At 38.8% G+C, this 20,760-nt stretch carries 16 protein-coding genes; 13 read left to right on the top strand and 3 right to left on the bottom strand.

Annotated elements, in window-relative coordinates:
* Positions 1 to 353: 353 nt before the first annotated feature.
* The 5 genes from ACT3CD_RS05070 to rplI all read left to right on the top strand — a co-directional run bounded on the left by ACT3CD_RS05070 (position 354) and on the right by rplI (position 3,976).
* Positions 354 to 905: a helix-turn-helix domain-containing protein gene (locus ACT3CD_RS05070; RefSeq protein ID WP_444643546.1), complete on the top strand. Its 552-nt coding sequence runs from the start codon at positions 354 to 356 to the stop codon at positions 903 to 905.
* A 13-nt stretch (positions 906 to 918) separates the two neighbouring features.
* Positions 919 to 2,577: an AMP-binding protein gene (locus ACT3CD_RS05075; RefSeq protein WP_444643548.1), complete on the top strand. Its 1,659-nt coding sequence runs from the start codon at positions 919 to 921 to the stop codon at positions 2,575 to 2,577.
* 304 nt (positions 2,578 to 2,881) lie between these two features.
* A complete protein-coding gene (gene rpsF, locus ACT3CD_RS05080) occupies positions 2,882 to 3,238 on the top strand; it encodes a 30S ribosomal protein S6 (protein ID WP_444643550.1) in 357 nt (118 codons plus the stop codon).
* A 3-nt stretch (positions 3,239 to 3,241) separates the two neighbouring features.
* Positions 3,242 to 3,511, top strand: coding sequence for a 30S ribosomal protein S18 (gene rpsR / locus ACT3CD_RS05085; protein ID WP_444643551.1), 270 nt, complete (start codon positions 3,242 to 3,244; stop codon positions 3,509 to 3,511).
* Positions 3,512 to 3,532: 21 nt separating this feature from the next.
* Positions 3,533 to 3,976: a 50S ribosomal protein L9 gene (gene rplI / locus ACT3CD_RS05090; RefSeq protein ID WP_444643552.1), complete on the top strand. Its 444-nt coding sequence runs from the start codon at positions 3,533 to 3,535 to the stop codon at positions 3,974 to 3,976.
* 89 nt (positions 3,977 to 4,065) lie between these two features.
* Here rplI and ACT3CD_RS05095 read toward each other — a convergent pair whose 3' ends face one another.
* Positions 4,066 to 4,443: a RidA family protein gene (locus ACT3CD_RS05095; protein ID WP_444643553.1), complete on the bottom strand. Its 378-nt coding sequence runs from the start codon at positions 4,441 to 4,443 to the stop codon at positions 4,066 to 4,068.
* A gap of 41 nt (positions 4,444 to 4,484) precedes the next feature.
* Positions 4,485 to 7,226 carry a putative LPS assembly protein LptD gene (locus ACT3CD_RS05100; RefSeq protein ID WP_444643555.1) on the bottom strand — a complete coding sequence of 914 codons (2,742 nt, stop codon included), beginning with the start codon at positions 7,224 to 7,226 and terminating at the stop codon, positions 4,485 to 4,487.
* A gap of 224 nt (positions 7,227 to 7,450) precedes the next feature.
* Between ACT3CD_RS05100 and ACT3CD_RS05105 the strand changes: the two genes are divergently transcribed.
* From ACT3CD_RS05105 to ACT3CD_RS05135, 7 genes are all read left to right on the top strand, one after another.
* Positions 7,451 to 8,587, top strand: a complete 1,137-nt coding sequence (locus ACT3CD_RS05105) for an N-acetylmuramoyl-L-alanine amidase family protein (RefSeq protein ID WP_444643557.1) — start codon at positions 7,451 to 7,453, stop codon at positions 8,585 to 8,587.
* A 363-nt stretch (positions 8,588 to 8,950) separates the two neighbouring features.
* Positions 8,951 to 10,213 carry an MlaD family protein gene (locus ACT3CD_RS05110; RefSeq protein WP_444643559.1) on the top strand — a complete coding sequence of 421 codons (1,263 nt, stop codon included), beginning with the start codon at positions 8,951 to 8,953 and terminating at the stop codon, positions 10,211 to 10,213.
* A 303-nt stretch (positions 10,214 to 10,516) separates the two neighbouring features.
* A complete protein-coding gene (gene dnaA / locus ACT3CD_RS05115) occupies positions 10,517 to 11,950 on the top strand; it encodes a chromosomal replication initiator protein DnaA (protein ID WP_444643561.1) in 1,434 nt (477 codons plus the stop codon).
* Positions 11,951 to 12,461: 511 nt separating this feature from the next.
* A complete protein-coding gene (locus tag ACT3CD_RS05120; protein ID WP_444643563.1) occupies positions 12,462 to 14,846 on the top strand; it encodes a LysM peptidoglycan-binding domain-containing protein in 2,385 nt (794 codons plus the stop codon).
* 32 nt (positions 14,847 to 14,878) lie between these two features.
* Positions 14,879 to 16,840, top strand: a complete 1,962-nt coding sequence (gene abc-f / locus ACT3CD_RS05125) for a ribosomal protection-like ABC-F family protein (protein WP_444643565.1) — start codon at positions 14,879 to 14,881, stop codon at positions 16,838 to 16,840.
* Between the two features lie 215 nt (positions 16,841 to 17,055).
* Entirely contained in the window at positions 17,056 to 17,781 is a 726-nt protein-coding gene (gene rlmB / locus ACT3CD_RS05130) for a 23S rRNA (guanosine(2251)-2'-O)-methyltransferase RlmB (RefSeq protein ID WP_444643567.1), read from the top strand.
* Positions 17,782 to 18,006: 225 nt separating this feature from the next.
* Positions 18,007 to 19,074, top strand: a complete 1,068-nt coding sequence (locus ACT3CD_RS05135; RefSeq protein WP_444643569.1) for a uroporphyrinogen decarboxylase family protein — start codon at positions 18,007 to 18,009, stop codon at positions 19,072 to 19,074.
* Positions 19,075 to 19,243: 169 nt separating this feature from the next.
* On the opposite strand, the gene ACT3CD_RS05140 is transcribed toward ACT3CD_RS05135, so the two are convergent.
* Positions 19,244 to 20,071 (bottom strand): aminotransferase class IV, encoded by an 828-nt coding sequence (locus ACT3CD_RS05140; RefSeq protein WP_444643571.1) that lies wholly within the window; start codon positions 20,069 to 20,071, stop codon positions 19,244 to 19,246.
* Positions 20,072 to 20,482: 411 nt separating this feature from the next.
* On the opposite strand from ACT3CD_RS05140, the gene ACT3CD_RS05145 reads away from it, so the two are divergent.
* On the top strand, positions 20,483 to 20,737 hold the full coding sequence (locus ACT3CD_RS05145; RefSeq protein ID WP_444643573.1) for an OadG family protein: 255 nt from the start codon (positions 20,483 to 20,485) through the stop codon (positions 20,735 to 20,737).
* Positions 20,738 to 20,760 lie beyond the last annotated feature (23 nt).

The following is a 20,760-nucleotide window of genomic DNA, read 5'->3' on the forward strand; positions in this document are numbered from 1 at the left end:
TGATCTTATATGAATATTTGATGAAGTAGCTGTGGAATTTTTTGAATATCAGTAATTCAAATTTAATTAAAAATACGTAATAATTATTTGTGAATTGATCAAAGTAACAGCCTTTTGATAGGATATTTTATTTGAACTTGTAAATTGTTTTGTCATTTGGTTACAAAAATGCTTATTTTTAGAACCTCTTATCCTTGTGAATTAGTCGTTATTCTACTACTTAAAAAGTTATCCAAAGGTAGTTCTATCAATGTGTTGCATGATATGTGTTAATTTTATTTTTGGTGTTAAGGTTTATAACAAATGCTGTTTTTATCCAATCGATATAAATTAAGCGAACAATATTTAGATCTATGGAAGAACAAATAAAACAAATAGCCGATCGTCTCATCGGAATGCGTGAAGTTTTGGAGATTTCGACCGAAGAGGCTGCTGCGACCTGTGGTGTTACGCAAGCGCAATATCAGAAATTTGAAAGTGGAGAAGTGGATATTCCCGTGAGTATTCTTTTTTGTATGGCTCAACGTTATAAATTCGATCTTACGGCGCTTTTATCGGGCGAAGAGCCCCTGATGCGTTCTTATACGCTGACCCGTAAAGGTAAGGGCAGCAGTGTTGATAGACAGAAAGCCTATATTTATCAGGCACTAGCCGGTAATTTTCAAAATCGTAAGTGCGAACCCTTTTTAGTTACGGTTGAGCCCAAAGAAAACAAGGAAATGGCTTTTAATGCACATCCAGGACAAGAGTTTAACTATATGATAAGCGGTCGAATGCAATTCTTTATCGGCAGTAAAGAGATGATCCTCGAAGCGGGCGATTCTATTTATTTTAATTCCGAGTTGAATCATGGCATGGTCGCTATGGATAATCAACCGGCCACATTTTTGGCCATTATTCTTTAAAATTTTTTTTTGCATGTTTAAAAAGTATTTAAAACAATCGGAGTTTTCATCGCTAACTGATTTTCAGGAAAATTTTGAAATAATTGTTCCCGAGCGGTTTAATTTTGCGTACGATGTAGTTGATGAATATGCCCGTATTTCCCCTTCAAAAAGGGCTATGTGCTGGGTTAATGATGAAGGAGAAACGCATAATTTTACGTTTGCTGATTTTAAAGAAGCCAGTGATAAAACTGCGTCTTATTTTCAATCGTTGGGCATCCGTCGGGGTGATAAGGTGATGCTGATTCTTAAAAGACGATATGAGTTTTGGTTTTCCATACTTGCTTTACATAAAATTGGGGCCATTGGGGTCCCTGCTACGCATCTGTTAAAACACAAAGATTTAAGTTATAGAAATAATGCGGCCGGGATTAAGATGATACTAGCGGTTTCAGAGCCTGATTTGGTTGATAGTATCAATGAGTCGATGGCTGATTCTCCAACTGTTGAGAAGCTGGTAACGGTTGAAGATACTGTGCCCGAAGGCTGGCTGTCTTTTCATAAGGGAATTGAGGAAGCTGCGCCATTTGTCCGGCCACAGGGTGATGGTGCTCCTGAGAATTCAGATATTTCGTTGCTCTATTTTACTTCCGGAACGACGGCTAACCCCAAGATGGTGGCTCATAATTTTACTTATCCTCTTAGTCATATTGTTACCGCCAGATTCTGGCAGAATGTTCAGGATAATGGTCTTCATCTTACAGTTTCGGAAACTGGTTGGGCCAAGTCGGTCTGGGGAAAATTATACGGGCAGTGGTTGTGCGGAACGGCTATATTTGTTTATGATTTTGATAAATTCATTCCAGCCAATTTGCTTGAAAAAATTAGTGCCTTTAAAATCACAAGTTTCTGTGCACCACCTACCATTTACCGCTTTTTGATTCGTGAAGATTTCTCTAAATACGATCTTTCGGCACTTAAATGGGCCTCGGTGGCTGGCGAGCCATTAAATCCGGTTATTTACGATACCTTTTATAAACAGACTGGCTTAAAGCTTCGGGAAGGGTTTGGACAAACAGAGACGACTTTGCAAATAGCGACTTTCCCATGGATGGAACCAAAACCGGGGTCTATGGGTATTCCTTCGCCTATATTTGATATTCGTTTGTTAAATAAAGATTGTCAGCCTTGCGAAGATGGTGAAGTGGGCGAAATAACCATTCATACAGCCGATAAGGTGCCCGTTGGGTTATTTTTGGGCTACTATATGGATGATGAGAAAAATGCAGCTTGCCACTATGACGGAAACTATCATACAGGCGATTTGGCGTGGCGCGACGAAGATGGCTATTATTGGTTTGTTGGACGTGTTGACGACGTGATTAAAAGTTCAGGATACAGGATTAGTCCTTTTGAAGTGGAAAATGCGTTGATGACTCATCCGGCTGTTGTTGAATGTGCTATTACCGGAGCTCCCGACGATATTCGGGGGCAAATTGTTAAGGCCACAGTTATTCTTGCCGAAGAATATTGCCCTGGTAATGACGCGCTGGTGAAAGAAATTCAGGAACACGTGAAGACGGTAACAGCTCCATACAAATATCCCAGAATTATTGATTTTGTAACGGAGTTGCCTAAAACCATCAGTGGCAAAATTCGTCGTGTGGAGATTAGAGAAAAACGTAATAATTAGTTTTTGAATGATAAGGCTAACTTCTGTTTTGTGTCTGTCTTAAAGATGGTCACTCCAGTAAATTATTCTTTCTGGCATACGCAGTCTTGGATTTTCTGGCTTAAGCTCTTGATTTTAAGAGCCGGCACTAAGCGGGCAATGGCACTTGGAATGGCTCTGTTTAATAATGTGATTTTGATGCGGACTCATTGATCTGATGCAGATCGTGTCGTCTTTTAAAGAGGTCGTATAAGTTATTGTTTAATCAAAAATAATTCTTACTTTTGCGCCGCAAATAACATTTATATCATTAAAATTTGTTTCTATGTTAAACCATTATGAAACCGTTTTCATTTTAACTCCCGTTTTGTCTGATGTTCAGATGAAGGAAGCGGTCGAAAAAATCAGGAACATGGTCCTGGAAAGCGGAGGCGAGATTGTCAATGAAGAAAATTGGGGTCTCCGTAAGCTGGCTTATCCTATTCAGAAGAAATCGACAGGTTTTTATAACCTGTTAGAGTTTAAAGCTGAACCCTCTTTCATCGAGAAACTGGAGTTGAATTATCGTCGCGACGAGCGCGTAATCCGTTTTCTGACCTTTAAGTTGGAAAAATACGCTATTCAATACAGCGAAAAAAGAAGAAATGCAAAATCAAAATCAAAAACTGAAAAGGAGAAATAAGCTATGGCACAAAATCAAAGCGAAATAAGATATCTTACCCCTCCATCGGTAGAGATTAAAAAGAAGAAGTATTGCCGTTTCAAAAAGAACAAAATTAAATATGTGGATTACAAAGATCCGGATTTTTTGAGAAAGTTCTTGAACGAACAAGGTAAAATTTTACCCCGTCGTTTAACCGGTACCTCTTTGAAGTATCAACGTAAAGTGGCTCAAGCTATTAAAAGAGCTCGTCATTTGGCCCTGTTACCTTACGTAACCGATTTAATGAAATAAATTAAGGAGGAAAAGACCATTATGGATGTAATTTTGAAAGAAGATGTGACTAATTTGGGTCACAAAGACGATATCGTTGCCGTTAAGCCCGGATATGGAAGAAATTATCTGATTCCTCGTGGAATAGGTATTTTGGCTACCGAGTCAGCTCGTAAAGTCCATGCCGAAAACCAAAAGCAACGTGCTCATAAAGAGTCCAAACTGCGTGAAGAAGCTACTGTTTTGGCCGGTAAATTGGATGGCAAAAAGTTAACCATTGGTGCTAAAACCAGTTCTACTGGTAAAATCTTTGGTTCTGTTAATAATATTCAGATTGCTGAAGCATTGGAAAAAGATGGTTTCACCATTGAGCGCAAAAATATCACGATTAAAGATCAGGTTAAAGAAGTGGGAACCTACTCTGCAACTGTTAAACTGTATCGCGATGTGAAAGCAACTGTCGAATTTGAAGTTGTTAGCGAATAATTTAGATTTTCAAACATACTACGTTTTTCAAACAAAGAAAAGCCCGGCTAACCACCGGGCTTTTCTATTTTACGCACTATTATTTGTTTTTATTTTGAAGCGATGGTTTCTATTTCTATCAAAGCTCCCAGCGGCAATGCTTTTACGGCAAAAGCGGCCCGTGTCGGTTCTTTCTCGTTGTAATATTTTCCATATACACTGTTCATGGCCTTAAAATCATCCATGGACGCCAATAAACAAGTTGATTTTATGACATCCGAAAAAGAGTATCCCGCTTCTTCCAGAATGGCCCCTATATTTTTCATAACCTGCTCAGTCTGCGATGTGATATCGCCCTCTACGAGCTTTCCGGTAGCCGGATTGATCGGAATTTGTCCTGAAATGTAAAGTGTGTTGTTTACTTCGATGGCCTGACTGTATGGACCTATGGCGGCCGGTGCTTTTGGCGTGTTAATAATTCGTTTCATACAAAATTTATTATTGATGTATTTTACAATCTGATGTCTCTTTAATTCCATCCCGGATTGTCTCTTGCACTGCTTCTTTTTTCGTATTTCAGGTCTCTCAGCAGACTGCTATTGACGGCGATAGAAAAGAAAAATGATTTGTAATTACCGATAGGAACCAGATTAAAGCTCATGCTCCAACAGTGCAGATTTCTATTTATCCGTAAGTTGGTGTGGGCAATTTCTTTCTGTATAATATCGTAACCACTTGACATGCTAATATCCCATTTGGGTGTGAGTGAAATGCGGCCCGACAGGTTTATATCTGCTGTGACATCATGGTCATAGGCCATTTTTTGTTTGTTAAAATCACTTTGTACCAAACGCATGCTGTAGTTGATTGAGACATTCCACGGCATCTCAAATTTAGTGTAACCATCGTCATCCATCGAGGCTGCCTTCACATTGTCTGGCATGGGACTTCCTTGTGTATGTTCGTTTTGCATTTGATCCTGAAACATTGGATCGTAATTAGGATCGTCTGGCGGCGCAGCTGCCTCTTCTGTTTCTTTTTTATCTTTTTTAAAAGTTTTGGAATCAAAGTTTAAACCAAAGCTCAGATTGGCATTTTGCAGTCTGACCAAACGACTGTTTTTAGATGCTTCGTAGTGTCTTGATCGGTAAACCGAGACGGTGCTTGTGTTTGTGGGGATTGTATCGAGGGCATATGGATCGAATGTGGCCCCAAAACTGATGCTAGTTCCAAAAATTTTAGTCCTGCCACTCATTGAAATGTTTGATAAATTTAGTGAGTCGGCTAGGAAGTTATATGACGTGCTGAAGTTTAATGATTCCAGAATGCTTACTTTTTTGAAGCCTGTACTGTCACGATCACTTTTAACTTTCATCTCGAGCATGTTCCCCAGTCCAATGCTCATTGATCCGGACTTCCCTTTGCCTGCTGTACCGTATAGTGAGCCGTCGTAATATGAATATTCATGTTTTACTACACGGTCTTGTGTGGAATTATAATATTCAAACCAATCGTAAAAGCCGTATTTGGGATCCGAGAAATCAGGCCGATAGCTAAAGCTTACTGAAGGCGTCATGACATGCCTGATGGTGTTTATTTTATCTCCGAAAATAGCTCTGCTTGGCGTGAAGAAGGTGTATATTTTAGTGGATGTTCCCACCCCAAAGCTGTAGTCGTACACCCTGTTAAATCCAGATGTGGTATCTTTCGATACGATTTTATTCTCGTCTTCATCCCATTGTTTCGAGATACTTTTAAAATACCAGCGTTCGGTGTAGCTTACGTTGGGTGTTAATGAGAAATATTTTAGCAATTTGAGATTCATCGAAACCGGAATTGAATGCTTTACGCCGTTTTTCCAGTCATCGTTCAAACTTTTGGGTGTAAGACTTAATTCGCTTTCCTTGGCGTTGCTAATTGAGTTGCTCATGTTTCCGGTATAACTAAAACCGATGGTCTCGTACCATTTTTCTTTTCCCAGTCTGTTTTTTTGTTTGAATGGATATATTCGGTTCATGGTTAATGTAACATCTGGCAGCGTGAGGCTTATGGTGCTGTCTTTGCTGTTTTGTGAATGTCTTAAAGTACTTGAAAAGTTGAATGGCGAATTTGGAAAGCTCCGCGAATAGGAGACGCTGGATTGTTTTTGGTTGGTTGCCAAAACCTCAGGGTTAATTATACTTCCCACATTGTTACGGTCGAATGAACTGGTTGAGTAGTTAACGCTGGCCGAAAATGTTTGGTTCGGATTGGCTTTGGGATCTTGTCTGTGCGTCCAGTTCAGGCTCATATCCTGTTGCTTCGCAAAATCGGGCAGGTCCTTTTCGCTTGTAAGGTTTGTAATATGTTGAAATTTGAAACTCCCGGCAAATTTATATCTTTTCTTATAATTAGAGGAGGCACGCATACCCCAGGAACCATTGCCATAAATATCGCCGGTCAGGGCCATGTCAAAATAATCGTTGAAAGCAAAATAGTATCCACCATCTTTTAGGAAAAAGCCTCGGGTGCTCTCTTCTCCATACGAGGGCATTAAAAATCCCGAGTGATATGAGCTGGTCATTGGAACAAAAGCAAAGGGGACAAATAATGGGAATATTTTCACATCTTCCACCACCAGATACGCCGGACCAGTAATCACTTTGTCGCCCGGAATCACTTTGGCTTTTGTCATATTAATATAAAAGTGGGGATGGTCATGATTATCGCATGTGGTGTAGCGCCCATCCTTCAGGAAATAAGTGTTGTCAGCATTTTTTTTGGCTTTTTCACCTATGATATATCCTTCACCTTGCTCGGTTACAACGTGTTCAATAATGGCTTTTTCTGTTTCGAAATTATATTTTAAACGGCGCATGGTGTATTCACCGCCTTTATCTTTAAAAACAGGAAGGCCTTGCTCAACTCCAAGTGAGTCACGTGTTCCGGCCGCATAGGCCAAATTGCTGTCCAGATCAAGTTCAATGTAATAAGCCGTCAGTAAAATATCGCGATAACTAACAGAGGCATCCCCATATAAAAATACTTTTCCACGATCAAAGAGAGTGGAATCTTTAGCGCTGTATTTAACTTCTGCATCAATAAAAGGGGAACTGGTATTTTTATTGGCTGCGGTGGTTGAATCACGGGGTTGCGATAATGAGTCAGATGGTGTTGCCAGTGAATCTGAAAATGTGACGTTTTCAGTTTGGATTAGTTCGTTGGTTTGACCATTTATAGGCCCAGCAACAGCCATCCATGTTGCTAATACAGATAGTATGCCCGCTCGCATTATTTTATTTGAATGGATGTTTATTAAGGGTGTCAAAATATTCTCGCCTTTTGGTGTGCCACAAAAATAAATTAAAATTTCGGTCTACAGGTATTTCCGATGTATAAAACTTTAAGTATGGTCTGGCTTACAGTCAGATATTTTTTATCTTTGTCTGCATAACGGTTTTATCCTTTTTTGGGGGAGCTTTTATTATTGTCTTTTTATAAATTACCGGAAATTATATGACTTTATATACAAATACTGTCCCAAAGATTCAAGTTTGTCTCTTATTATTGTTTTTATTTATTATTCCGCTTAAGGCTCAGGATAATTCGCCAATTCGTTTTAAGACCGTTGTTATAGACGCGGGGCATGGCGGTAAGGATTCGGGAGCTGTAGGAAAGCTTTCACAGGAAAAAAATATTGTTTTGTCGATAGCTCTTAAAGTAGGTGCTTATATTAAAGAAAATATGCCAGACGTTGAAGTGGTATATACACGTTCTACTGATGTATTTGTGCCTTTGGATGAGCGGGCTGAGATAGCCAATAAAGCTAAAGCTGATTTATTTGTGTCGATACATGGAAATTCGATTAGCAATCCTAAAATATATGGTGCCGAGACTTTTGTTTTGGGACTTCACCGTTCGGAAGAGAACCTCGAAGTCGCTAAAAAGGAGAATTCTGTGATTATTCTTGAAGATGATTACACCACAAAATATGAAGGCTTTGACCCTACACAACCTGAGTCGTATATTATTTTTGAGTTAATGCAAAATGTTTATCTCGACCAAAGTATTGCTGTGGCATCATTGGTTCAGAATCAGTTTGAACAAAGAGTGGGACGTCATAACAGAGGCGTGAAGCAAGCCGGATTTTTGGTTTTGCGAAAAACCTCAATGCCCGGAATTCTTGTGGAAGTCGGTTTTTTAAGTAATCCCAAAGAAGAAAAATACATGATGTCTGAAGATGGACAATCTTATATTGCATCTGGTATTTTTAGAGCTATTCGAGATTACCGTGATCGTTTTGAAGCACGTAATAATATTTCTGTTTCATCACCAGCACTGAAATCCGACCACGCAAAACAGTCGGATTCAGCTTTAGACGATAGCAAAAAAGAAAAGAAGGCTTCAAAGATTTTGTTTCGTGTTCAAATAGCCTCTTCTTCTCAGAAGGTCTCTAATGAGTATGGTGTTTTGGCCCTATTTAATGATGTGTGGATGTATCAAGAAAATAATATGTATAAGTATACCACTGGTAGTTCTTCGTCCTACAAAGAGATTTGTGATATTTTGGCTGAAGTCCGAAAGAAAGTCCCCGATAGCTTTATTGTTGCTTTTGATGGTTCGGAGCGGGTGCCTGTCTCATCGGTAGAGTAATTAAAGTCTGTCTGAAAAATTTTACTTCTGTTATTTTTGTCTTCCCAATAGGGACACTTACCTTTTCCGGATTTGTTAAGCAGTCTGGTTTTATTGCTGATAATAAATAGTTTGTGTTTGATAGCTGGGCTGAAACCCATTCTCCGATTATTTATTGGATTTGCGTTTTTACGCAGATCTGTTTGTGTTGAAGGTTGAATTTTCTTTAATTTACTGCTGTTAATAACTATTTTGACAGTGATTATAATTTAAAGAATGGCGTTTCCTTACTGGCACTAAATATTTTTATTGACAGGTTGAATGGCTTATTCTTTGTATATTTGAAGCTCTTTATATTGTTAAAATAGCTGTAAAATATAGTTCATGATAAAGAAAGAGTACAAAATAGCTTTATTGGTAATGGTTGCTTTGGCAGTCCTGATTTGGGGATTTCATTTTATGAAAGGGCGTAATTTGCTTTTAAAAGGTGATAGGTATTATGCTGTATATTCACAAGTGGTAGGGTTGAACGAAGGCGGTCCGGTTTATTATAAGGGCTTTAAAGTGGGAAGTGTGCAGAGTATTGAATTACACCCTGTTCAGAAAAGGCGTTTTTTGATTTCGTTTATTTTAACTGAAGATCTGCCTTTACCGGCCAATACGATTGCTCAGCTGTATAGTGTTGATTTAATGGGGAGTAAAGCGATTCAGTTGCAGGAAGGCGACAGTGAGGCTTTGTTAGTACCTGGTGATACGTTGAAGACGAATGTAATGGGCGATTTGATTGATCAAATGGGAATGGAAGTTTTGCCGTTGAAAGATAAAGCAGAGCGTTTGCTGGTTCGACTTGACACTGTTATGACAAATATCGGAGAGGTGTTTTCAGACCGCAACAAGAAGAGTCTTGATATGGCCATCTATGATTTTACCATCACCATGCAAAATATTCAGGAAATGACTTCCAAATTAAATCAATCGTTGGAGCCCAATGGCGAAATAACTAAAAGTCTTGAAAATATTCAGTCGTTCACCGGAACATTGAGCCAGCAGGCCGACGCTTTATCCGCGACAATGCAAAATCTTGAGGCCATCACCAATGGTCTTAGAAAAGCTGATATGCAAGGGTTGGTTACGCAAGCCGATTCTACTCTGGCCACTGTTCAAACCGTTTTGTCATTGGTGGCTGAAGGTGAAGGCTCGGCGGGTTTGTTACTCAACGATCCAAAATTGTACTATAATTTGACGGATGCCTCGGCTAATCTGGATCGTTTACTGGCTGATGTAAGGCATAATCCCGAACGTTACGTGAGCTTTTCTGCGATTAATCTGGGGCGTAAGATCTATGTTAATGCCGATGAAGATTTAGCTGATAAGAAAGATATCGTTTTTAAAATAAAAATTGATCAATCGCAGAAACCTTTGGATGATTTGCGGAATAAGATTGTTTTGGGTGAGTATCCTGTCTTTGAAGATACCAATGGGCAACAATACATATATACTGTAGGTGAAACCAACTCATACTCTAAGGCTTTGTTTTTATTGGATAAATTACTGCCTGAATATCCTTCTGCTTCCTTATTGGCTTTTCGGAAAGGGCAACCTATAAAGGTTAAAAAAGCCCTACGAAAAGTAAATTTGAAAAATTGATTTTGTGGTATAATTTTTTGCTTTAAAAAAAAATTGACGAACGTTTATTTTTTTTAAACAATGCTTCACAAGATGTTATATCTCAATGTTTTGTTAATGTTAAGTGAAGTTAAATGAACTATTAAGTCACTTGACAAACAGTGCTTTATGATTGCCGAATTGAAGTCTTTGACTATTAAAGTCATAGCCTTTTTCTGAAAAAGCAAGTCTCTTTTGGTTTTTTTATCAGGTTTTTTTTCACAATTTTTGTCTTACCTCGATTAGGGAAAAATAATTCATAAATATAAAGGAAGGCAGATTATAATGAAACCGGATCACCATAAAGTCTGGAGTAAGTGTTTGGATTTTGTTAAACAATCCATAGAGCCCATGGCTTTTGCAACTTGGTTTGACCCCATTGTTCCGTTGCAATTACGTAGCGATGTGTTAACGATACAGGTTCCCAGTTTGTATTTTTATGAAATAATAGAGGAGCAGTACATTGAGTTGGTTAGTAAGGGTTTACGTTCTATTCTTGGACCTACGGCTAAACTTGAATACAGTGTTGTTATGGACAAAGGTCGTTCAGCCGTGTCTAAACATGATGCTATCACAGTTAATTTTCCAACGTCTAATAAAGTCGATTTACGTAATCGAGCCGTGAGTACCAATCATGCTTCTGAAACTGTTATTAAGAATCCATTTGTGATTCCCGGCATCGCCAAGTTGAATGTTGACCCCCAGCTTAATCCTGATTATACGTTCGATAATTATGTTGAAGGTGATTGTAACCGATTAGCGCGTTCGGCCAGTATTGCAGTCGCTAAAAATCCCGGTAAAACCGCTTTTAACCCTTTGTTTTTGTATGGAGGGTCAGGATTAGGCAAAACACATTTGGCGCAGGCCATTGGCGTAGAAGTTAAAAATGTTTCGCCGGAAAAGACTGTTTTGTACGTTAGTGCCAATAAATTTCAAACTCAATATACCGATTCCATTCGCAGCAATTCCGTAAACGATTTTCTTAATTTTTATCAGATGATCGATGTGTTAATTGTTGATGATATACAGGAGTTTGCAGGAAAAACAGGAACCCAGAATACTTTCTTTCATATTTTTAACCATTTGCACCAGAGTGGCAAACAACTCATTTTGACCTCTGATATGGCACCGGCGGATTTGCAAGGGATGGAAGATCGTCTGTTGTCTCGTTTTAAATGGGGGTTGCCGGCCGAAATCCTGGCTCCTGATTATGAGACCCGTATTGATATTCTGAAACAGAAGATACATAAGGATGGTATTAGCATCTCTGCTGATGTTATTCATTATCTGGCTAGCCATATCAATAGTAATGTTCGTGAACTGGAAGGTGCTCTTATTTCTTTATTGTTTTTATCGACCATTGATAAAAACGAAATAACGCTTTCTACAGCCCAAAATGTAGTTGATAAGTTAATACGACGTTCACAACGTGAAATATCTGTCGATTATATTCAGAAGACTGTTTGTGATTATTATGGCCTTGAACCTGATTCTTTGCAGTTGAAAACCCGCAAGAGAGAGATTGTTCAGGCGCGGCAAATTGCTATGTATTTTTCGAAAAATCTGACAAATTCCTCTTTGTCTGCCATTGGTTCCCGTATTGGGAAGAAAGATCATGCTACGGTGTTGCATGCCTGTAAAACAATTTCTAATCTTATTGAAACCGACCGTGACTTTAAGTCACAGATCAGGGAGATCGAAGCCCAGTTAAAATCTTAAATTCCGTTTTCAGTTAAATATACAGAAATAGTGCAATTATTAATCTCTTATAGTTGCACTGTTTTTTTGTTGTTTCGTATTGTGTTATTGTTATGCTTTGCAAGGTCATAAAATCATTATCTCTAACCGATTCGGCCATTATTTTAGACGTAATGTGTGTAATTGGGGATTTTGGTTATCTTTGAATTTTAATTTATACAGTCAGGGTATTTGCTTTATGAAATTTTGTTTTTAAGCATGTACATGCTTGTTTGTTTGTTTTTTGAAATTGTAATACATTTTTAAAAAAAGGATGGGATAAAATGATCATGTTTGCCAAGGAATCTTAACTCCTATGAAATAAGTGCTTGCCTTAGAACTTCATTTGGCAGAAAAGAAAGCTTCATTTATGAGGCTTTTGAAGTTTGAAAAATGTGAGTTTACTAATGTAAATGACTATTTTTAGGACAAGCATAATGTAGAAGTTGGACTTTTGTAGCAAGCACTCTATAAACAAATTATTTACGTACGGATGAAACTAAGATTGCAAATTTTAATGGTTTTGTTTTTAATACTCGCGTCTTTTGATGCCGGCTTGTCGCAAACACAAACCATAAATAACAGCACTAATAAAATCCAGTTAAACGGGAAAGAGTATTATCTGCATGTCGTAAAAAACGGCGAAGGTCTCTATCGTATCAGCGTTGATTACGGTGTTTCAATGAGCGAAATTTTAAAAGCCAATAACGATATTAATGAGAAGTTGCAGGTCGGCCAAATTATCCGAATTCCTGTTATTGATGGCCGGAATAGTGATTCTTCAGAATTGCAGCAGTCTCGTGCTTTTATTTTTCACACCGTTGAGAAGGGGCAAACAGCCTATTTTGTGGCACGTAAATATGGTATTACTGTTGAGCAGCTTTATTCGTTTAATCCGGGTACTGAAAATGGGTTGGTTTTGGGAGCAATTCTCCAAATTCCGGTGGAAGGGAATAATACTAATGCACTGCAACCTGCTGATGGCGATGGTAATAAAATTAATAGTGGCGTTACACATATTGTCCAGCCTAAAGAAACTCTGTACGGAATTGCTCGTTTGTATGGGACTTCGGTTGATGCTATTATACATGATAATCCCGGTCTTCGTGACGGAATTCTTGGTATTGGCGATAAGATAAAAATACCCGCCAGGCAAAGTGTTTCTAATGAACAAAACGCACCTTCTGTCGGAGAAACATCAGCCGGTTTTATTTCCGGAGATAATTATTTATACCATTTGATTGAACCCGGTCAAACGTTCTATTCTATTAGCCGACGTTATTTAATTGATGTGGCAGAGCTTCGTGCGGCAAATCCGGGCTTAAATGAAGATGATTTAAAAGTAGGTTATCTGTTGCGGATACCACGCAGCGGAATTCAGTCTATGACACTTGATCAACAAACTGATGACTCTCAGTTGTTTGTAAATCATAAGGTAAAACGAAAGGAGACGCTTTTTGGTATTTCCCGCGAATATCATGTGGATATGGATATTATCAAAAAGGTTAATCCCGGGGTAAATTTCAGCTCGCTAAACAAAGGAACGATTATTCGTATTCCCCGTGACGAGTGGTTTGCAGGTAATGCTCGTATGGCTTTGGTTGAGCAGCAAAAACAGCTGTCGACCGATAGCACACTTGGCGCAGCTTATGATTTTACCCATTGTGTGCCCAATAAGGAAATTGGTTACGCCAGGCCTGTACGTGTGGCATTGCTGTTACCTTTTGACGCTAATCAAAGCAGTTTGTATTACGATGATAAGGATTCTTTGAGGTTTACGCGTAGTATTCAAACAGCTCAACGGAGATCCAAGGTGTTTATGGAGTTTTACAGCGGTACATTGCTGGCCTTGGATAGTTTGAAGCGTGCCGGTGTAAATGTTGAAATGTCGGTTTTTGATATTGCGCCCGATTCTTTGGTGCTCAAGCGTGTTCTGTCCAATCCATGGCTGGCGCAGTGCGATTTAATAATAGGACCGGGTCTGGCCGGAGAGCTGCCGTTGGTCTCAAAATTTGCGCAGACGCATTCAATTCCATTGGTTTATCCTATTTCAAATAATTCGAGGAATGAATTGTATTCGAATCCGTATCTGTATCAGGTTAATACACCCGATTCGTTGATGTTCGATCAAATGGCCGATGACATTGTTAAACAGGCCTCGGGAAGTAGTTTGTTGGTGATTTTGCCGCCTGAAAATGAAATTGAGGCAAATCTGTTAGTGCTTAAAATAAAGGAACGTGCCAGCCGATTATTGGCTGAAGGTCGCAAAATTAAATATCAGGAGTATCGTCCGGGGAATAATGATCTTGTGTCTATACAAACATTGGTGAGCAAAAATTCGGAAAATTATATTGTGGTACCTTCTGTTGTTCCCGCCGAAATATCTAAAATCATACCGGTTTTAACCGGCGTTAAAGAAAAGGCCAGAGTTAATCTTAGTTTGTTTGGCCGTTCGGAATGGTTGCGTATGCAAACCATCGAACCTGAAAATATTTATGCCTTGAATACTACATTGTTTAATAGCTTTATTATTGATTATAATGATGCTGCAACGCGTAGGTTTATCAGTCGATATCGTAGCTGGTTTCATACTGAGCCACATGCTATATCGCCTTATTTTCAATATTCCGATGCGACTTCGGCCTACAGTCGATTTGGTATTTGGGGATATGATGTGACGCTTTTTTTTATTTCTGCAATGGTTCAGTATGGGCGTAATTTTGACCTTTGTTTGCCGCTGGTTAAACACGATGAAATTCAGTTTAGATTTGATTTTAAACGCGTTTCTAATTGGGGAGGCTTTTATAATAATGGATTGTTTAAACTTCGGTTCACACCCGATTTACAGACCATTCAAGAACCTTTAACCTGCGAGTAAGTCAATTTTTACATGTAATTTGATTTTTTTGAATGATTTCAATAAACCAATTAACCGTTAATTTTGGTGGTTTTCTTTTATTCGATAATGTTTCTTTCCTTATAAATACGAAAGACCGTATTGGACTGGTAGGGAAAAATGGTGCAGGAAAATCCACTTTGATGAAAATTATTGCAGGTCTTCAGCAGCCTTCCGAAGGCCTTGTTTCTAAGCCAAAAGATATTACTCTGGGTTATTTGCCTCAGCACATGACCTATTCTGACACTTTGACCGTTAGGAAAGAGGCGGAGCGTGCTTTCGAAGAGATTATTACTTTGGAGCATGAATTGTCGGATCTTAACCGGGAAATTAGTGGACGCGACGATTACGAATCTGAGAGTTATCTTAAATTGTTGGATCTGCTGGCTGAAAAAAATGAACGCTACACAATTTTAGGCGGGCATAATTACCAGTCTCAATTGGAATGGACTTTTAAAGGACTTGGTTTCAAACAAAGTGATTTGGACAGGCCAACGTCTGAGTTTAGTGGCGGTTGGCGCATGCGGATTGAGTTGGCTAAAATTCTTTTACGAAAGCCTGATGTTTTTTTGTTGGATGAGCCCACTAATCATCTGGATATTGAGTCGATTCAGTGGTTGGAGGATTATCTGTCAGCTTTTGGTGGTGCCTTGGTATTGATTTCGCATGACCGGGCCTTTCTCGATAATATTACGAATCGGACTGTTGAAATTTCGTTGGGTAAAATATACGATTATAAAGTGCCTTATTCCAATTATCTGACGCTTCGCGCTGAACGTTACGAACAACAGATGGCTGCTTTTCGAAATCAGCAGAAAAAGATTGAGGATACAGAAGCTTTTATTGAACGATTCCGTTACAAAGCCACCAAGTCAGTACAAGTGCAATCGCGCATCAAGCAGTTGGATAAAATTGAAAGAATAGAGGTTGATGAATTTGATAAATCAGCTCTTCGCATTAAATTTCCGCCGGCCCCACACGCTGGAAGTATAACGGTGAAAGGTCGTAATATTTCTAAAGCTTTTGGAGATCACAAGGTACTTGAACAGGTCGATTTTCAGATAGAGCGTGGTGAAAAAGTCGCTTTTGTAGGGAAAAACGGCGAAGGTAAAACAACCATGGCCCGCATTATTTTAAATGAATTGGAGCATACCGGAACCGTGGAGTTGGGACACCAGGTTAAAATTGGCTATTTTGCCCAGAATCAGGCTGACAATTTGGATGAGCGTCTTACGGTGTTCGAAACGGTTGATAATGTTGCTGTAGGTGATATCCGAACCAAAATAAGAGATTTATTGGGCGGTTTTTTGTTTAGTGGTGAAGCCGTTGATAAAAAAGTGGCTGTTTTATCAGGTGGCGAAAGAACCCGTCTGGCATTAGTATTGTTGTTACTTGAACCGGTTAACTTTCTTATTCTGGATGAGCCGACCAACCATCTCGATCTTAAATCGAAGGAGATTTTGAAGCAGGCTTTGCTTGATTTTGATGGAACAGTTCTTTTGGTTTCTCACGATCGTGATTTCTTAAATGGTTTGGTGGATAAGGTTTACGAATTTACCAACCGTAATATTAAAGAGCATCTGGGCGGAATTTATGAATTTCTTAAAAATAAAAAAATTGAGTCTTTTCGAGAATTGGAGGCGTCGCCTTCAATTTCCGGTAAGGCTGAAAAAATGGCCGATGTTTCCGAGGTATCTGCCAATAAGCGTTCTTTTGAAGAGCGTAAGGAATTAAACCGGCAATTAAAGCGGTTCAGTAACGACGTAGCTGCCGTAGAGAAGGAAATTGAAGAACTGGAGCAGAAGCATGCTGAGTTGGAAATAGCACTTCAAAATCCTGTAGAGGCTGGAAATCTGAATTTATATACTGATTACGAGAATATTGGTAAGAAGTTAAATCAGAAAATGGCACGATGGGAAGAGTTACATAACGAAATGGCTTTGGTTGAATCTCAATTGGAGTCCTTGGGTAAATAACTATTTTGGTATTACCTTTCGTGCATACTTAATGTGCCCATTAGTTGTTAGTTTTTTAGTTAATGAGCATTTTGAGGATAAACATAACGCAGAAGTTGTATTTTCCTTGCAAGCATTAAATAATATCATGGCATGAATATCAATGGAATATATGGGTTGCGTACCGTAAGGATATCTGGAAAATATCTGGTCGTCATTAAAAATATAAAATAATTATGGCAGAAAGTAATGTGATATTTGGAATACGAGCTGTTATTGAAGCTCTGAAGAGTGATCAGATCATTGAAAAGGTTCTGGTAAAAAATGGTTTGCAGGGAGAGCTATTCAATGAACTTAAAAAGGCATTGAAAGATAATAATACACCCTTTCAGCTGGTACCTATTGAACGCATTCATCGTGTTACGACCAAAAATCATCAGGGCGTAGTCGCCTTGGTTTCTCCAGTGTCATATCAGGATGTTGAGACGGTAGTGCAGAAGAAAATGGAAGATGGGGAACGTCCTGTTGTTCTCATTTTGGATGGCGTTACCGATGTGCGCAATTTTGGTGCCATCGCACGTACGGCTGAATGTGCAGGCGTATCTGCTATTGTTATTCCCGAAAAGGGGAGTGCACCGGTTAACGGTGATGCCATTAAAACATCGGCGGGCGCTCTGTTTCGGATTCCGGTTTGTCGTGTGCCGCGGCTTTGGTATACCATGAAGTTTCTTAAAAGCCATAATTTCACCATTATTGCGGCTTCCGAAAAGGCCGGTGTTAATTACCGACAGGTTGATTATGCCGGACCTATAGCCCTGGTTATGGGAGCCGAAGATACCGGTATTTCGTCGCAAGTCATGAAGATGGTTGATCAACAGGTGGCGATACCTGTTAAAAGTGAGATTGATTCTCTTAATGTTTCTGTGGCTGCCGGTATTCTTATTTATGAAATTATGAAATAGAATGTTACGTGTTGCGACGAACTCTTGATGAGCTCTTTTCTTAAAGCATATTTGGCGTTTGGTTTTTTTTTTATCTAAATTGGGCTGTTTTTGGGTCTTTCTGAATTGCTTTATGCGATCCTGATTGACTCATAGTTTTGAAACGATCAATGGTTTTTCATCACGTTGAAAAATCCGGTTTTACAGACCTCTGTCAGGGGGTTTTAACAAACTAATGCTATTATTATGACTAATAAGGAAAGAGTGTTAAAAACACTTAACCATGAGCAACCCGACAGGGTGCCTTTTTTTTATTGGGGCGTCCCTGAGTTCACAACAAAAATGATGAATCATTTTGGCTTTTCTACTCGCGATGAGCTGCTGGAGTTTTTGGATGTGGATTTTAGATGGGTTGAGCCTGATTACATCGGGCCCGAATTAATTAATCTGGCCGAAGGCCGCAAGAAAGATATATGGGGGGTTGAATACCAATTGGTGGGTCGAGGTGACCTTAAATATTGGGACATTTTAAGCTCCCCGCTAAAGGGGGTTACCGATCCGGTGGCTTTGGATGACTATACCTGGCCTACTATCGGTTTATTTGATTTTTCGGTTCTCGATGCTCAGGTTGAAAAGTATAAAGATTTTGCCATCATGACAGCACCCGGATTCTCTTCACCTGGCTTGTTTCGCATCATAAAGCGTTTGATAGGTCAGGATGAGTTTTTAGATGTTATGATGTACCATCCCAAATTTTTTAATCACCTTATTGATAAAGTCTCTGAATTTTATGAGCGTTTTATCGAAGCTTTTTTTGAAGTGACTGGCTCTCGGGTGGATTTTATCCGGTTTTCGGATGATTTTGGTTCGCCTGATGGTTTAATTGTCAGCAATGAGACTTGGGCAGAGGTAGTTAAACCGGTTTATGATCGTTTTCTTCAAATCCCACGTAAGTTGGGCGTGAAGTTTTATATGCACAGTTGTGGGGGAGTTCGTAAATTATTGCCTGAATTTATTACTACCGGTGCCGATGTCCTTGATCCCATGCAGACCCGCGCAGTAGGTATGTCTCCTCAAGGATTAAAAAAGGATTTTGGTCGCTACATAACTTTTTGCGGAGGGTTAGACGAAGAAATGTTACTGCGTAAGTCAACACCGTCGCGTGTTAAGGAGGGCGTTAATGAGCTCCTCGATATAATGGCACCTGAAGGCGGTTTTATTTTAGGTCCTTCACATAAGTATAAAGTTGAAACGCCGGTTGAAAATGTTGTTGCGATGTATGAGGCAGCACGCGAATGGAAGTACAAAGTTTAAAAATAAAACTTGCGAAGTCTGAAAAATCAAGGCGTTTATTTTTTGTAGATGAATGTTTTTATGACAAACGTAACGCAGAAGTTGACTTTATAGACAAACACTAATTAGCCGGATTTTTTAAAAAAGCGAACAATGGAATGCCAGAGCATTCTCTTTGTTCGCTTTTTTGTTATTGCCGGCTTTCAATTTCGTTTTGGATAAGTTGGCTAATACCATTTCTTAGGCTTATAATGATTGGGTGCAAAGGGTTCAGGACTATGTTTTGAATTTTAAGTATTGGCAAAATTCGTGGTGATGTACCGGTGATGAATGCCGCATCAACGGAATTAAGTTCGCTAACCTTTAGTGCAGTCATCTTAATGGAATAATGTTTTTCATTAATCAGCTGCAAAATTTTTTTACGCATCACCCCGGGTAATACCAGCTCGTCGGGGGCTGTTATCAGGGTGTTGTCCTTAACAAAAAAAAGGTTTGAACGACTCCCTTCTGTTATGATTCCATTGTGGTGCAGGATGGTTTCAAATACGTTTTCTTGCTGAATGATGCTGTCTGACAGTTTTCGTAAAGCTGGATTGGCTATTTTAACGGATGGCAGTGGGCGTGATTTTTCCAGCAACTGACAGTGAACGCCATCTTGGTATAAATGATTATCCGGATAGTTGGTGGATAAAAAATAGGCATGATAGCCTCTTTCTCTCGTCTCTCCTTGCTTAAAAAAACATTCTGTTTTGATATTGCCGATCCCGGTTTTTGACTGAGCGGCCAGTTGACTGAGTAACGTTTTTAATTTTTGTTGGTCCGTACTAAATTGATATCCACATTGATCTATACCCGAATACAGCCGTTGGAGATGGTCGTCGATAAACAGTGGTATTCCTTGTTCAATTCTGAATACTTCATAAATAATTTCGCGGTTATCAAAGATGTTTTCGTTCACCGGCATTTCGGAAATGACGCCATTTTGTAGGGTGTAGTTGGAGGCGGCAGGTTGTTTCATGGCTAAAATTTTTACCTAAATTACAAAATAATGTAAGCCAATATTCAGGTATAAGATTTAAAATTGATAGTTGTTTTTATTTGAATGAGAAATTGGTGCTAAGTTATTGTATTGTATGTGTTTGTGTTTTATTTGTGTAAAATTTTTTTTTTAGTGACGGTTTAAATATGCACATATTAACAATATTTAGTTATAAATTAACAAATTTTATGGGTTAAAATAGTAAATACGTAAAAAAATCTTTAATAAACATAAGGTCTTGTATTATAGTAATTCATGAAGCATGAGTGCTTAAAAACCATGAATTTTTGTGATAAATCGTTTTTAAAGTCGTATTAAATCTCTATCATTGCAATCCAAAAGGTGTGATTTTAAGTCAATTAATTACAGTTTGATACTAAATATTTGGATATGGGTGAGAATTTTGAACTTGCTATTGAATTATTGGGCGTTGGAATGGTTACAGTTTTTATCATTCTGCTTTTGGTAGTATGGGTAGGTAATTTAATAATTGCCTTTGTAAATCGGTTTTTTCCGGAAAGCATAGTTGCTAAAGGCAAGCCTGCTTCCATGGGCATTAGTGCCTCTAAAACGGCAGCTATTGTAGCCGCCGTAAATATTGTTACAACTGGCCAGGGCCGGGTTGTGAACATTGAAAAGAAATAATATCAACTACTATAATTGATTAT

The organism is Geofilum sp. OHC36d9 (assembly GCF_052400685.1).
Classification (GTDB): Bacteria; Bacteroidota; Bacteroidia; order Bacteroidales; family Marinilabiliaceae; genus CAZHHH01.